The organism is Gilliamella sp. B2887 (assembly GCF_026537015.1).
In the GTDB taxonomy this organism is placed as follows: Bacteria; Pseudomonadota; Gammaproteobacteria; order Enterobacterales; family Orbaceae; genus Gilliamella.
This window is the reverse complement of sequence record NZ_JAFNMX010000011.1, coordinates 68,701-84,462: the sequence shown is the minus strand read 5'-3', so window position 1 is coordinate 84,462 and position 15,762 is coordinate 68,701. Positions and strand designations below refer to the sequence as shown.

The window sequence follows — 15,762 nt, the reverse complement described above, 5'->3', positions numbered from 1 at the left end:
ATTGCCTCCTTATAGATTAATATTCGACGTTAGTAATGTAAAAACTTCATGTTTGTTTTTTGCATGAAAAAGCGACTCTAAAAAACCTGAATTGACAAAGTGGGACATTAATTTTTGTAACAAATCAATATGTCCATTTTTTTCATTAAATCCAAGTAAAAAAACAAAATTAGCATTTAAAACATGGTCGTTATTTGCCATTTCACACCATGGAATGGTTCCTTTGAGTCGAGTAAAAAAGATAAATGGCTTAATCACATGTTCAATGTCAGTATGAGGCATAGCAACGATATAAGGTTCAGTAGGTAAAGCGGTTGGGAATGAAGATTCTCTTTTTTTAATTGCCTCTAAGAAGGAGTGAGTAACATACTTTTTCTTTTTTAAGACAGAAAATGTGAATTCAAAAAATTGATTTGTATTTTGGAAGTCTTTATCTAAAAGAATCAAATCTTCAAAAAAATTTGGTCGCTAGATTCATTCCCCATTTCATCCTCCATCATTCTGTGATCATCAAATTTTAAAATACTGATTGTTGGCTATTGCTTGAATTAAATAAGTACTGTTTAGATGTGATTGATTTTATGAAATAAAAATAAAAGACACGAATGGATTTGATACCAAAAAGTCGCCATGATATTGCACATCATAGGGAGCGTTATAACTTCAGTGATAATAATTTTACCAAGCGAGTAAAAGATATTTCTGAAGGAAGAATAGAATAGAATATAAATCGGTTGACTTCCGTCTGCTTTTTACAGACGGTGTATAATATAAACAACCAATTTATTAAAAATGAATTAATTTTTAAATGAATGAATTGGAGCCGGAATTCGTCCACCACGATGGATAAAATCACTAGAGGAATATTTATTGACTGACATCACAGGTGCATGCCCAAGTAACCCACCGAATTCAATATTATCTCCGACTTTTAGACCAACCGCTGGAATAATTCGCACCGCGGTAGTTTTGTGATTAATAACACCAATAGCAGCTTCATCAGCGATAATTGCCGAAATGGTTTCAGCTGGAGTATCACCAGGAATGGCTATCATATCAAGCCCTACTGAGCAAACACACGTCATAGCCTCAAGTTTTTCCAAATTTAATGCGCCATTATTTACTGCATCAATCATCCCCGCATCTTCCGATACAGGAATGAAGGCGCCACTTAAGCCCCCCACATGCCCACATGCCATTACACCACCTTTTTTAACTGCATCATTTAGCATAGCCAGTGCTGCAATTGTTCCATGAGTGCCAACAGCTTCTAATCCCATTTCCTCTAAAATATGGGCAACAGAATCACCAATAGCAGGAGTTGGCGCTAAAGATAAATCAACAATACCAAATTTTACGCCTAAACGCTCTGATGCTTCTTTACCAACAAGCTGTCCCATTCGAGTAATTTTAAATGCGGTTTTTTTGATCGTTTCAGCAACAACATCAAACGGCTCACCTTTCACTTTTTCAAGCGCTCGTTTAACGACACCAGGACCACTGACCCCCACATTAATGACACAATCGGCTTCACCGACACCATGAAATGCCCCAGCCATAAAAGGATTGTCTTCAACCGCATTAGCAAATACCACTAATTTAGCACATGCCATACTGCTATTATCGGCTGTTAATGCCGCAGCTTCTTTAATGATCTGCCCCATTAATTTTACAGCATTCATGTTGATGCCTGTTTGCGTAGAGCCGACATTAACTGATGAACAGACTCTTTCTGTTTGTGCTAATGCTTGAGGAATTGATTTAATTAGAATTTCATCACCTTTATGGCATCCTTTTTGTACCAACGCTGAAAAACCACCAATAAAGTTAACCCCCACAGCTTTAGCTGCTGCATCAAGCGTTTTAGCAAATTCAACATAATCTTTATCGTCACTCGCTCCAGCAATTAACGAAATAGGGGTAACTGAAATGCGTTTATTAATAATTGGAATGCCAAATTCTGAAGTAATTTCATCCCCAACTTTAACCAGATTTTTAGCTAATCGCGTAATTTTTTTATAGATTTTTTGACGTGCTTTTTCACCATCACTGTCAATACAATCCAGAAGTGAAATACCCATGGTAATTGTACGAATATCGAGTTTTTCTTCCTCAATCATTTTAATCGTTTCGAGGATTTGTTTGGTTTCCATAAGTATTATCCTTTAATAAAGTACAAAATTTAAATTATAAATGATGCATTGCATCAAAAATTTCTTCCCGTTGAATATTCACTTTTACTTTTAGATTGTCGCCCGTTTGAGTCAATGCAGTCTTCACATCATCAAATGACATATCAATTTTCGATAAATCCAATAACATAATCATGGTAAAATATTCACCCATAATCGTTTGACTTACATCTAAAATGTTAATATTTAACTCATATAACTTCTGACTGATACCTGCAATAATCCCCGTTCGATCTTTACCGATTACCGTTAAAATAGTTTTCATAACACTCCCGCACAAATTTTACACAATCAAAAGACATTTCCTAAGCTAATTATAATAACATCTTCAAAAATTATCGAAATAGGAGTAGATTATTTTTTTAATTAAAAAATAAAAAATTATCACAATAAATAGAAAGGGCAGAATTATGGTAAATTTCCAAAAATCCAATAAATTGGATCATGTTTGTTATGACATACGTGGACCAATTCTTGAACATGCAAAGCGTCTCGAAGAAGAAGGTCAAACGATTCTTAAACTCAATATTGGAAATCCCGCCCCGTTTGGTTTTACCGCTCCAGATGAATTATTAGTTGATGTCATTCGCAATCTCCCCACTTCACAAGGATATTGTGATTCAAAAGGTCTCTATTCTGCTCGCAAAGCAATTATGCAACATTATCAATCGAGAGGAATTACAGATTTAGATGTTGAAGATATCTACATAGGAAATGGTGTTTCAGAATTAATCGTACAGTCAATGCAAGCACTACTCAATAATGGGGATGAAATTTTGGTTCCAATGCCTGATTATCCATTATGGACAGCCGCAATTAGTCTATCTGGAGGGAATGCAGTCCATTATCTCTGTGATGAAGAGTCCAATTGGTCACCCGATTTAGAAGACATTAAGCACAAAATTACTTCCAAAACAAAAGGAATTGTGATTATTAATCCCAACAATCCAACGGGTGCGGTTTACAGTAAGGAAGTGTTACTTGAGATTGCAGAAATTGCTCGACAAAATAATTTAATTATTTTCGCTGACGAAATTTACGATAAAATTTTATATGATGATGCTGTTCATCATTCAATTGCAGCCTTGGCTCCCGATCTTTTTGTCATAACCATGAGTGGTTTATCAAAGACGTATCGGACAGCAGGATTTCGACAAGGGTGGATGGCTCTTTGTGGACCAAAACAGCACGTAAAAGGCTATATTGAAGGTTTAAATATGCTGGCGTCAATGCGTTTATGTGCAAATGTGCCACTGCAACATGCCATTCAAGCTGCTTTAGGAGGATACCAAAGTATTAATGAGTTTATTGTTCCCGGAGGGCGACTCTACGATCAATGTATGTTGGCATGGCGATTACTCAATGATATCCCTGGCGTATCATGTACTAAACCACAAGGTGCTTTGTATTTGTTCCCAAAACTTGATCAGAAAAAATTCAATATTCATAACGATCAAAAATTAGTCTTAGATTTTTTACTGCAACAAAAAGTATTACTGGTACAAGGCACTGGATTTAACTGGCATCAACCTGATCATGTTAGGATTGTCGCCTTACCTCATATTGGTGAACTTGAAGATGCTATTGAAAGATTCGCTAAATTCTTATCTTCCTATAAACAATAAAATAACCCCAGTCACCGCTGGGGTTAGGATATCAAAATATTAAATTGGGTAATAAAGCACATTAATTCTGTCAAGTGCTTTTCAATTTGTTTGATATTTAACCTTAATACTGTGAGTGACTGTTTATAAATAAGATCTACTTTTCTCATTGAGTAAGACTGATTATTTCCACTACATTGCTTTTCAACATCTCATCGTAACTATACTCAATATTAGAAAAGAACCGAACATTACTTAATAGGTCAGGAGAAGAAAAATAAGATCACTGACGATGGTTTTTTATCAATGTAGAAAAATAATTGCATAAAAGTTAGATAAAAAACGCCATAAATGGCGCTTTTAAAAATAAAGGAGTTTTATTTTTTTATTTGGGCAATTTTTTTGCGGATATTTGCTGCACGGGATTTAGAAGATGGATGACTGCTTAATATTGAAGAATCTCCGCCACCTAATTTATCAAATGCAGTTGCAAGTCCTGATGGATTAATTTTTTTCTTAACTAAGTAATCAAATGCGTAATTATCAGCTTCTTGTTCTTGTTTTTGTGAGAATTGAGAATTAATTACTGTAGATGCTAAAGCACCTAATTTAGATTTAGAGATTGAAGAAACTGCTGCATTACCAGATGCAGATGCGGCATCTTGAGCAATTTCGGTTGCATAAGCAATTTGCATGGCTTTTTTACTATGACCTAAAGCAACATGACCTAATTCATGTCCTAAAACACCTTGAATTTCATTATCTGTCATTAAGTCCATTAAACCACTATAGACACGCACACAACCGTTCGCCATTGCCCAAGCATTAACGTCTTTAGTAATATATACTTTATAGTTAATAGGCGTACCATCAACTTTGTTACCCAAAGCTTTAACGATTTTCTTTAATCTTTTAGAGTAAGCGCTGTTTGCAGAAGCAACTTTTGACGTAGCATCCATTTGTGCACAAGAATCTTTACTTAATTGTTTAACATCAGCATCACTTAATGTTGCAGCTTTCAGACCTTTCATGCCAAGGTTAGCTAAATCATCTGGGTTCATATTACAACCAGTGAGAGACATGGTTGCAACTAGTGGTAAGGCAACTAATAATGTTTTTTGATGTTTTTTCATAATATTTTCCTTATTTCAATAATTATTTATATCCATCTAAACTAAAGATAAGTTAAGTTAGACGAAGAAATTTTAAACTAACTTTATTAATAATCAATAAATAATTGCTTGTTTTAACACTTGAAAAATATTTACTTGATTACTCAGTATATGAGATTTAGACTAATCATCCATTTTTTAAGGTATAAACTTATGCAACTATCTGATTTCGATTTTACACTTCCTAAAGAACTCATTGCCAAATATCCATCAGAAACTCGAAGTGCATGCCGACTTTTATCGCTTGATGGAAAGACAGGTAAGATTAGCCATGGCATTTTTACTGACATTATAGACAAAATTAATCCCGGCGATTTACTTATTTTTAATAACACACGAGTCATACCAGCACGTGTTTTTGGGAAAAAAATATCTGGCGGTAAAATTGAAATACTCATTGAACGATTATTAGATGGAAATCGTGCACTTGCACATATAAAAGCGTCAAAATCACCTAAAGAGGGAATGGAATTAATCTTAGGAGAAAACTCAACTGTTACTGTAACTATGGTAACTCGTCATGATAGTCTTTTTGAACTACAATTTCCGGACGACGTACTTACCATTTTGAATCAAATTGGACATATCCCTTTACCTCCTTATATTGATAGACCTGACGATGACCAAGATCGTGAAGTTTACCAAACAGTCTACAATAAAGTACCTGGAGCAGTTGCAGCGCCTACGGCTGGACTTCATTTTGATGAAAGTTTATTAGAAAAACTGAATCAAAAAGGGGTTGAAATGGCTTTTGTCACTTTACATGTTGGTGCAGGAACATTTCAACCGGTAAGAGTTGAAAATATCGAAACGCACATTATGCACGCAGAATACGCGGAGGTTTCCGAAGAAGTTGTCAAAGCGGTATTAGCCTGCAAAGCCAGAGGTAATAAAGTTATCGCTGTGGGTACCACTTCGGTTAGAGCACTTGAAAGCGCCGCACAAAAAACCGGAGAAATTGCTCCTTTTTTTGCTGATACACAGATATTTATTTATCCTGGTTACCACTTTAATGTCATTGATTCACTGATCACAAATTTTCATCTGCCTGAATCAACATTAATTATGCTTGTATCAGCATTTGCAGGATATGAAAACACAATGAATGCTTATCAGGAAGCTGTCAAGCAACAGTATCGATTCTTTAGTTATGGTGATGCTATGTTTATCACCAAACAATCTAATGAATAATTCTATAATCTTATCGATATTTAATGAAAAGTTGCTTAATCAAGCGGATAGGTCAAATTTGATTGGTAACTTTTCCAATAAATCAATTTTACTATCTATTGATTATCTAATTTATCTAAAATATTATTAATACGATACAAATTTGAAGGATGAGATGTTGGATGCTCTGATGCATGAATGGGCATTTTAAATAACATATTTACCAAACCTCTTGGATCAATTTTTTCTTTTAATAACAGATTAAGAGCATACTCGTCAGCCTCAATTTCATACTTTTGAGCAATCTCTTGTTTTACAATGATAACAATTTCATTAGCTTTATCGGTAACTTCAATATACGGGGCTTGTCGAAATGATTGAATAGCATGGTTAAGTGCAATATGTCCGTGCTCATGCGCCAATACAGCTTGCAATTCATTATCCGTTAATAATTTCATTAATCCACTGTTCACTCGAACACAACCATTTGCTGTAGACCATGCATTAGGTTCAGTATTTAAATAGACTTTATAATTTACTTTTATGTTATGAATATTATTAGGCAATGTTTCAGCTATTTTAGTTAACCGTTTACTTAAAGCATGATGATTAGCTGCAATCGTTGCCTTATTATCCATTTCATTACACGCTTGCTTGCTAATTGCTAGAATATCTTGTTCAGATAAAATTTTTACTGCTTCAGATGGTATGCGTTTAGGCATACAATATTTTCTGTTATTTTGACATGCGGTCGACAAAAATATTAATGATAATAAAAATAACAATATCACATAATTCACAATTCTAAAAATCCCATCAAAAGTTGTTAATTCAAGTCAAGCACGATAAACTAGGCATCGCAATGTAATAATACACAACGCATTATATCAATAATACGCGCCAAACTGTTTATTTGGTCGCAAGAGGTAAATAAATGAAATTTGAATTAGATAATACCGACGGCTTAGCTCGTCGTGGGCGTATGAAATTCGATCGTCGTGGAGTCGAATATACGGTAGAAACCCCTGCATTTATGCCTGTCGGAACTTATGGAACGGTAAAAGGTATGACACCGGAAGAAGTCGCCGCAACGGGAGCTCAAATCTTATTAGGTAACACTTTCCATTTATGGCTAAGACCAGGTCAAGAAATCATGCGTAAACATGGTGATCTGCATGATTTTATGCAATGGCATGGCCCAATCTTAACCGATTCAGGTGGTTTTCAGGTATTTAGTTTAGGTGATATTCGCAAAATTAAAGAAGAAGGTGTCTATTTTAGAAATCCAATCAATGGAGACAAAATCTTTTTATCTCCAGAAATTTCTATGGAAATCCAATATGATCTTGGTTCTGATATCGTCATGATATTTGACGAGTGTGCGCCATATCCTGCCGAATGGGATTATGTCAAAAAATCAATGGAAATGTCACTACGTTGGGCCAAACGAAGCAGAAAACGCTTTGATGAACTAGGCAATAAAAATGCTCTATTTGGCATTGTTCAAGGTGGTATCCATCAAGAATTACGAGACATCTCAATTAAAGGATTAACGGAAATTGGTTTTGATGGTTATGCCGTTGGTGGTCTTGCAGTTGGGGAACCTAAAGCGGATATGCATCGTGTTTTGGAAGGTACATGCCCGCAGTTGCCGATTGATAAACCTCGTTATTTGATGGGTGTTGGTAAACCTGAAGATTTAGTTGAAGGTGTTCGCCGCGGCATTGATATGTTTGATTGCGTAATGCCAACACGTAATGCACGCAATGGTCATCTCTTTGTAACCAATGGTGTAATCAAAATCCGTAATGCCAAATATAAAGACGATACGACACCGCTCGATCCTCAATGTGATTGTTACACATGTAAAAATTATACAAAATCTTATCTGCACCACTTAGATAAATGTGGGGAAATTTTAGGTGCACGATTAAATACTATTCATAATTTGCGTTATTACCAACGTCTAATGGCAGAGATCCGTGAAGCTGTAGCAAACAAACGTTATGAAGAATTTGTTATCGAATTTTATCAACGTATTGGTAAAACGCCTGCCCCATTTACAAAATCTGAAAATAACTAGCATATTTTTTTAGGTAAGTATTGACACTTTTTTGTTAGCGCAGTATTATGCGCTTCCTAACGGCGAGTAGCGCAGCTTGGTAGCGCAACTGGTTTGGGACCAGTGGGTCGGAGGTTCGAATCCTCTCTCGCCGACCAATTTCAAATAAAAAAGCCTACTCAGTAAGTGGGCTTTTTTATTATCTGTATTTTGACAGGATGAGAACTGATTAGAGGTTCGAGTCGAGTGTAATATAATTTAAATCATCTATCTTATAAAACTAGTTAAACACTAGCCCGCAATCGAATGACTGGAGCTAATTCGGACAAATCTGTTTTTTCTGATGCTTTTTTATTCTTCAAACTATCTAATAACAAAGTGGCCGTATATTCACCGATCTTTTTATATGGTAAAGCGATGGTTGTTAATGCAGGAAAACTCACTTGGCTGAACTCATTATCACCAAAACCACTTACCGCTAACTGATGAGGTACTCGAATATGACGACGTTGGCATTCATACAGGACACCACAAGCTAATTCATCGGAAGTACAAATTAATGCGTCCAATTCTGGCCAATTTAATAACATATCGGGTAATAACTCACTTCCAGTGCTAAAATTAGCTGGTTTAGCGGCATTAATAATTCGATACGTAGGAAGATGATAGACCAACATTGCTTTATGCCATCCGTGTAAACGCTGTTGAAAAATTTGATATTCTTGGTTAGCACAAAGTAAACCAATGTATTGATAACCTTTTTTAATTACATGTTCAGTTAGCATATACATAGCCAAACTGTCATCTATTCCAATATTTATATTGGTTAATCCGTCATAATTCTTACCAATATTCAAAATAGGAACAATTTTATTTTTCAAAATCTGCTTAACAAAACCTTCATCTTCAAATTGGAATAGTAAAATTGCTTCAAGATTGTGACTATATATAGCATCTAACATTTGTGATTCAAATTTGTAATAATGATAAGATTCAATGATTAAGGTTGTATACCCCGCTTTTGCTAAGTGTGTTTGAAGCGAATTTAACCATAGTTGAGCTGAATGATCATATATTTTAGTCGTGATAACAGCAATAACTCGATTCGCTGATGCGGAAGCTAACAAACTTGCTGCAATATTGGGTTTATATCCTAACGTATCAACAGCAATTTGAATTTTTTGGCGAAGTTTATCTGAAACTCGATCTGGGGTTCGTAAAGCTCTGGATACGGTCATTGTTCCGACACCTGCATATTTAGCAACATCAAACAAAGTAATTTGTCCCGTTGTTTTACGCTTCTTTATTTCTTGCATCTTTTATTCCGATTGAATTTAATCTAAACTTTTACTAATAAATGTTATATTAATGACAGCAAAACACGAAAAATAGACAGCATATAATCAATAATATATAAGTGTGATAGCTTCATTTGAACTCACTCTGATTTACATAATACTATTACGTCTAAATAACTATTTTATGTTCGTCGTATTAAAAATGTTATCTCCATCACAAAATAAGAAAAATTTTCATCAACTTTGATAGCGCTATCACATTTCTATTTTTTTTTTATTTCTATTCTTATTTAGTATGTTAGTTTTTAAAGTAACTATTATTGATATCGGTTTTAATGGAGGAAAAATGTTAGGTAAATGGTTAACCAGCCAAGCAGTCAACATTGTCGATTCTGTTCAAGATTGGAAAGAAGCGATACAAATTTGTGCAAAACCATTATTAGAAAATAATGCCATTTCACCCAATTATGTCCAAGCAATTATTCAATTGCATGAATCAATTGGACCTTACTACGTATTGGCGCCTGGCATTGCCATGCCACATGCCAGACCGGAGCAAGGTGTCAATCAATTAGGGTTATCTATGCTATTGGTCAAACAAGGAGTGAAATTCAATTCAACAGAAAATGACCCCGTATATTTAATTACTTTGTTAGCCGCTAGTGACAGTACAAGCCATATTGAAATATTAACTCAATTAGCTGGTCTGTTTAGTGAATCAAACGATATGCAGACAATTTTTAAGGCACAAAACAGTGATCAAATTTTGGCTGTAATCAATCGCTATTAAATTTAATAACATTAAGAAAGGGATAAATAAAATGAAAATTATGGCAGTTTGTGGTTCAGGTCTTGGTAGCAGTTTTATGGTTGAAATGAATATCAAAAAAGTTCTAAAAAAATTAAGTATTGAAGCAGAAGTAACACATGCAGATCTTGCCTCAGCAACACCTGAACAGGCTGATGTATTTGTTATGACCAAAGATTTAGCAGACAGCTCTGGCATTCCTAGTAATAAACTTGTGGTTCTAAATAATATAATTGATATCAATGATTTGGAATCCAAGCTCGTTGAACATTTTGCTAAGCAATAATCGGATAATGAGGTGTTGCGATGATTCAAGAAGTTGTTAAATTTATCGTTGATATTTTAAAAGTACCTGCTGTGTTAGTTGGCATGATTGCTATGGTTGGGTTAATCGCCCAACGCAAATCATTTGCTGATACGGTAAAAGGAACGGTTAAAACGATTTTAGGATTTTTAGTTTTAGGCGGTGGTGCAAGCGTACTCATCAGTGCAATTACACCCTTAGGCATGATGTTTGAGCAAGCCTTTAAATTACAAGGCATCATTCCTAATAATGAAGCAATTGTATCGATGGCATTAAATGAATATGGAGCAGCAACAGCATTGATTATGGCTTTTGGGATGATTGCGAATATTGTTGTTGCGCGTTTTACATGTTTAAAATTTATCTTTCTAACTGGGCATCATACATTTTATATGGCGTGTATGATCAGCATTATTCTAACTGTTGCAGGTTTTGAAGGATGGCAATTAGTCTTTACTGGAGCATTAGTACTAGGGTTAATAATGGCATTTTTCCCTGCGATAGCTCAACCTTATATGTGTAAAATTACAGGTAATAATGATGTTGGATTTGGTCACTTTGGTACCTTAGGTTATGTATTAGCGGGAGCGTTTGGTCAAGTCGTAGGTAAAAACTCTCGATCAACAGAAGAGATGAATTTACCTAAAAATCTCAGTTTTTTACGTGATAGCTCAATTTCAATCTCATTAACAATGATGATTATCTATTTAATTCTTGCCATTTTTGCAGGACCTGATTATATCCAAACAACATTAAGTAATGGTGATAATTACCTCGTTTATGCAATTATCGAAGCAATTACCTTTGCAGCTGGTGTATTTATTATTCTACAAGGCGTACGCTTAATTCTTGCTGAAATTGTCCCTGCATTTACAGGTTTTTCAGAAAAACTTGTGCCAAATGCCAAACCAGCTTTAGATTGTCCAGTTGTTTTCCCATATGCACCTAATGCCGTATTAATTGGTTTTTTATTTAGTTTCCTTGGTGGATTAGTTGGTCTATTTGTATTAGGTCAGTTAAATGCTGTATTAATTCTACCTGGCGTGGTTCCTCATTTCTTCTGTGGCGCAACGGCAGGTGTCTTCGGTAATGCAATGGGCGGACGTCGAGGTGCTATACTTGGTGCATTTGCTAACGGTTTATTAGTCACATTTTTACCGGTACTTTTATTACCTGTTTTAGGTTCACTTGGTTTTGCAAATACGACTTTCTCAGATGTTGATTTCTGTGGAATTGGTATTATCTTGGGTAATATGGCTAAATGGTTCAATAAAGACATAATAATGGTGATTATTATTGCTATCTTTACGCTATTGGTCATCCACAATTACTTGTTTAACCATAAAAGAACCGCAAATGATTAAAGCGTAAAAGTTTCTAATTAATACAAGATAACAATTCAATGACCAGATCAAATGGTCTGGTAGGTTTTTATAAGTACAGTAACAGCACAATTAAAATTACAACTCATGAACTAACTTATATTTATATCATTCTTTAATTTGTGTTAATAAAAAATTGATTGTACTCTTTTAAAGGAATCGTTAATGACAAATCCCAATCAACAAGGCATCTTTGTCAATGAGCATATTCACTTAGTCCCACCAGATCGACGATACTCGACAAAGTTATACAATATTATTGATGTAAACCGTGATAATTTTAGTCAATATATGGCATGGACGAAGTTTGTCAGTAATGAAACAGACACATCAAATTTCTTAGATAATTGTACAATTGAACATCAAATAGATCTCACCAAAACTTATCTAATTTTACTGGATAATAACCTCGTCGGTTTACTGTCTTTCAATCAGATAGATAAAAACAATAAAACCGCTTATATTGGTTATTGGCTCGATAAACGAACAGAAGGTAAAGGTATTATGACTCAAGCCATTCAAGCTCTTACTCATCACTATGCATCACAAAAAATAATTAAACGATTTGTTATCAAATGCTCTGTAGATAATCCAAAAAGTAATGCTGTTGCAAAACGATGCGGTTTTAGCTATGAAGGTACACTTAAACAGGCGGAATACTTAAATGGAATTTATCATGATCAAAATATTTATGGTCTAATTTCAACGTACCTTTAAAATTATCACGATGAAATTATGCACAAAAAAACCGACTAATGTCGGTTTTTTATTTCTATCATTTTTAAATAACCTATCTCACGATAAGCTTTATACATTCAATAATTATCTACTAACCACATTACCATAAAGAGCTAACAGAGCAACGATAATCATTGCAGAAATGGCGATAATATATTGCATTTTCACTTTGTATTTCTTCATTTTACCAAGCGAAAGCTCTTTATTCTGATTCTTTCTATGGTAATAATAATATAAAGGTAAACCAATTAATGTCAGAATGATGGACGCAATGCCATTAAAGGTTTGATAAACAAGCATACCATAAATAACATACATAGCACCCAATATAGCTATAATCGGAATAATTGGATAACCAATTACTTTATAAGATCTTGGAACATTAGCATACTTTTTACGGGCAATGATAACACCGATAAATGTTAATAAATAAAATACCCAAATTGAAAACATCGAGATTTCCGATAAACGATCTGCATCAAGCAAGATCGAATATAAAAAAGAAAATATCACTAATACACATATAGCATTAACCGGTGAGCGGCTATCATCATCAATTGTACTTAAATAACGTGCACCAATGATGGTTCCTCGTTCTGCCATACTAAAAATAGTACGAGATAACGTCATAATATAACCATTAATTCCTCCTAAAATTGAGATCATAATGCCAACAGCAACTAAATTACCACCTAAATGGCCAAACATACGTTGTGAAGCAACAGCCGATGCATCATGACCGAGTGATACCATTTCTTGTACAGGAAAAATTTTAAATAATGCAATATTGATGCAAGCATAAACAATAACTAAAAATATAATACCCAAAATGATTGCTTTAGGTAACACTTTTGCAGGGTTATGAATTTCACCAGCAACCGAGGCTACTTGAGCCCAGCCATCATAAGCAAATAAAGTGGCCAAAATCGCTACAGCAAACGGAGCATAAGTTTCAATACCTTGACCACTAGTACTAAATAATGCGACTTGACCATTGCCTTTCAATAGTCCAAATACCGCTAATAATAAAATAGGAATAAGCTTACAAACAGTAGCAATCGTTTGCAGATAACCGGCTTGTTTCACGCCAATAGCATTAATAACAGCAATAAAACCTAAAACACCAGCACTGACCGCCATTTTAAAAGAATCATCTATGCCAAATAACAGACAAAATACCGAACTAAAATACCCCACCAATGCGCCAACTAATGACGGAGCAAAAAGCACCGTAATCATCCAACCATAAAGATGGGAAACTTTTGAGCCATAAATTTTTTCCAAATAAACCAGCATACCACCTGTACGTGGAAACATAACACCCAATTCACAAAGTGTTAATCCACCACAAATAGAAAAAACACCACCAATAATCCACGCTAATAATGCATAGTTATAATCACCAGCAACTTCTAATACGGCAGGTGGTTTCATAAATGCACCTGCCCCTAAAACCATACCAACCACCAGTGACAATGCAGAAACTAAACCAAGATCTTTCCGTAAATTATTTTCTAAATTGTGATCTTCCATACAGGTCCTCTTAAAACATATTAAATTAGCGAGCAAAATAGATTTATGATAGGGATTTATCAATAAAATACAAGAAAGATTAATATTATTGATAGTAAAAGTCGCGAAAGTAAAATGAATAAATCAATATTTAGTCAAGAAAAAAGCCGGCATCAAGCCAGCTTTTATTCTTTTTCAACTTAAATAGAAAAACGATCAGCTCTGTTTTTTCATTTTCATATCAACAACCATACGACCGCGAATTTTACCTTCTCTCATTTCATTAATCATTTCGTTGATGTCTTCAAATGGACGCTTTTCAACTATTGGTACAACTTTACCTTCAGCACTAAATTGGAATGCTTCAGCTAAATCTTCACGCGTACCAACCAAAGAACCTAAAATTTGAATCCCATCTAATACCGTTTTAGGAATACTTAAATCCATAGTTTCAGAAGGTAAACCTAAAGCGACCACTCTACCTAAAGGACGAACAGACTCAATTGCTTGATTAAAGGCTGTTTTAGTGACCGATGTCACTACCGCACCATGCACACCTCCACCCGTATGTTTTTTAATATAAGCACCAACATCAGTTACTTTTTTCGGATTGACAATTAAGTCAGCACCCAGTTCTTTACATAGTTCTAACTGGCTGTCACTATTACTAATCGCCACCACTTTATTGTTGAATACTTTTTTGCCATATTCAACTGCCAAGGTGCCTAAACCACCAATACCAAATACCGCAAGCCATTGCCCCGGTTTGGTGTCTGCAACTTTAATACCTTTGTAAGTTGTTACTCCTGCACAAGTTATACTGGTTGCTTGAGCTGGATCTAATCCTTCTGGCACTTTAACAGCGTAATCCGCTTTTACAATACACTGTTCTGCCATACCACCATCAACACTGTATCCAGAATTTAAAGCACTACGGCAAAAGGTTTCTTGACCTGAAATACAATACTCACACGAACCACAGCCAGCATGGAACCAAGCAATACTGACACGATCACCTATTTTTAAGCTTTTTACATCTGGAGCAATTTTAGTCACGATCCCTACTCCCTCATGTCCAATAACACGACCTGGTTTTTTACCAAAATCACCTGCCGCGACATGAAGATCGGTATGACAAAGGCCACAATATTCAACTTCTACTAAAGCTTCACCTGCTTCTAATGGACGCAGTGGAATATCTTTAATTTCAACTTGACCATCGCACTCTTGTCTAACAACTGCTGCCTTCATTTTTTTCTCCTACATAATTTGAAAATACAATATAACTGAGTTTATTTTATCCTAACCATGCTGAAAAAAAATGAGTTATTTCACAAAATTATTAAAAACATTGAATATTTAATAATCCTAATTGAAACGTATATCTAACCTCAAACATATTGACAAACAATAGCGAAATATTTCAAAAAAACGTGTTTAAATTAGATTTTGATAATTTGGTTAGTTTTTTATTTTTTTGTTCTCTATTGAATAAAAAAGCATACTTATAAACTTAATTA

15 protein-coding genes and 1 tRNA gene are annotated in these 15,762 nt (G+C 34.7%); 8 read left to right on the top strand and 8 right to left on the bottom strand.

Annotated features, from left to right (window positions below; genetic code table 11):
- Positions 1-9 precede the first annotated feature (9 nt).
- From J3U13_RS09290 to J3U13_RS09280, 3 genes are all read right to left on the bottom strand, one after another.
- Positions 10-447: a PTS sugar transporter subunit IIA gene (locus J3U13_RS09290; RefSeq protein WP_267341675.1), complete on the bottom strand. Its 438-nt coding sequence runs from the start codon at positions 445-447 to the stop codon at positions 10-12.
- 350 nt (positions 448-797) lie between these two features.
- On the bottom strand, positions 798-2,153 hold the full coding sequence (locus J3U13_RS09285) for a PFL family protein (RefSeq protein WP_267341674.1): 1,356 nt from the start codon (positions 2,151-2,153) through the stop codon (positions 798-800).
- A gap of 34 nt (positions 2,154-2,187) precedes the next feature.
- The gene (locus tag J3U13_RS09280) at positions 2,188-2,457 is read right to left on the bottom strand and encodes an ACT domain-containing protein (RefSeq protein ID WP_267341672.1); all 270 of its coding nucleotides are present in this window, start codon (positions 2,455-2,457) and stop codon (positions 2,188-2,190) included.
- Positions 2,458-2,602: 145 nt separating this feature from the next.
- On the opposite strand from J3U13_RS09280, the gene J3U13_RS09275 reads away from it, so the two are divergent.
- Positions 2,603-3,817 (top strand): pyridoxal phosphate-dependent aminotransferase, encoded by a 1,215-nt coding sequence (locus tag J3U13_RS09275; protein WP_267341670.1) that lies wholly within the window; start codon positions 2,603-2,605, stop codon positions 3,815-3,817.
- Between the two features lie 356 nt (positions 3,818-4,173).
- Here J3U13_RS09275 and J3U13_RS09270 read toward each other — a convergent pair whose 3' ends face one another.
- Positions 4,174-4,929 carry a M48 family metalloprotease gene (locus J3U13_RS09270; protein ID WP_267341668.1) on the bottom strand — a complete coding sequence of 252 codons (756 nt, stop codon included), beginning with the start codon at positions 4,927-4,929 and terminating at the stop codon, positions 4,174-4,176.
- Between the two features lie 192 nt (positions 4,930-5,121).
- Here J3U13_RS09270 and queA point away from each other — a divergent pair, with 192 nt between their 5' ends.
- Positions 5,122-6,159, top strand: coding sequence for a tRNA preQ1(34) S-adenosylmethionine ribosyltransferase-isomerase QueA (gene queA, locus J3U13_RS09265; protein ID WP_267341667.1), 1,038 nt, complete (start codon positions 5,122-5,124; stop codon positions 6,157-6,159).
- Positions 6,160-6,254: 95 nt separating this feature from the next.
- Here the strand turns inward: queA and J3U13_RS09260 are convergent, their stop codons facing one another.
- A complete protein-coding gene (locus tag J3U13_RS09260) occupies positions 6,255-6,860 on the bottom strand; it encodes a M48 family metalloprotease (RefSeq protein ID WP_267341666.1) in 606 nt (201 codons plus the stop codon).
- 212 nt (positions 6,861-7,072) lie between these two features.
- Between J3U13_RS09260 and tgt the strand changes: the two genes are divergently transcribed.
- Both tgt and J3U13_RS09250 read left to right on the top strand, forming a co-directional pair.
- Positions 7,073-8,221 carry a tRNA guanosine(34) transglycosylase Tgt gene (gene tgt / locus J3U13_RS09255; RefSeq protein ID WP_267341665.1) on the top strand — a complete coding sequence of 383 codons (1,149 nt, stop codon included), beginning with the start codon at positions 7,073-7,075 and terminating at the stop codon, positions 8,219-8,221.
- A gap of 60 nt (positions 8,222-8,281) precedes the next feature.
- Positions 8,282-8,358: transfer RNA gene (locus J3U13_RS09250), tRNA-Pro, on the top strand.
- A 126-nt stretch (positions 8,359-8,484) separates the two neighbouring features.
- Here the strand turns inward: J3U13_RS09250 and J3U13_RS09245 are convergent.
- Positions 8,485-9,516 (bottom strand): LacI family DNA-binding transcriptional regulator, encoded by a 1,032-nt coding sequence (locus J3U13_RS09245; protein WP_267341664.1) that lies wholly within the window; start codon positions 9,514-9,516, stop codon positions 8,485-8,487.
- Positions 9,517-9,844: 328 nt separating this feature from the next.
- Between J3U13_RS09245 and J3U13_RS09240 the strand changes: the two genes are divergently transcribed.
- From J3U13_RS09240 to rimL, 4 genes are all read left to right on the top strand, one after another.
- Positions 9,845-10,288, top strand: coding sequence for a PTS sugar transporter subunit IIA (locus J3U13_RS09240; RefSeq protein ID WP_267341663.1), 444 nt, complete (start codon positions 9,845-9,847; stop codon positions 10,286-10,288).
- Positions 10,289-10,319: 31 nt separating this feature from the next.
- A complete protein-coding gene (locus J3U13_RS09235) occupies positions 10,320-10,592 on the top strand; it encodes a PTS sugar transporter subunit IIB (RefSeq protein WP_267341661.1) in 273 nt (90 codons plus the stop codon).
- Between the two features lie 20 nt (positions 10,593-10,612).
- Positions 10,613-11,974, top strand: coding sequence for a PTS ascorbate transporter subunit IIC (locus tag J3U13_RS09230; RefSeq protein ID WP_267341660.1), 1,362 nt, complete (start codon positions 10,613-10,615; stop codon positions 11,972-11,974).
- Positions 11,975-12,157: 183 nt separating this feature from the next.
- On the top strand, positions 12,158-12,709 hold the full coding sequence (rimL, locus tag J3U13_RS09225) for a 50S ribosomal protein L7/L12-serine acetyltransferase (protein WP_267341658.1): 552 nt from the start codon (positions 12,158-12,160) through the stop codon (positions 12,707-12,709).
- A gap of 105 nt (positions 12,710-12,814) precedes the next feature.
- Here the strand turns inward: rimL and J3U13_RS09220 are convergent, their stop codons facing one another.
- Both J3U13_RS09220 and adhP read right to left on the bottom strand, forming a co-directional pair.
- Positions 12,815-14,263 (bottom strand): APC family permease, encoded by a 1,449-nt coding sequence (locus J3U13_RS09220; RefSeq protein ID WP_267341657.1) that lies wholly within the window; start codon positions 14,261-14,263, stop codon positions 12,815-12,817.
- Positions 14,264-14,458: 195 nt separating this feature from the next.
- Entirely contained in the window at positions 14,459-15,493 is a 1,035-nt protein-coding gene (adhP, locus tag J3U13_RS09215) for an alcohol dehydrogenase AdhP (protein ID WP_267341655.1), read from the bottom strand.
- Positions 15,494-15,762: the final 269 nt, after the last annotated feature.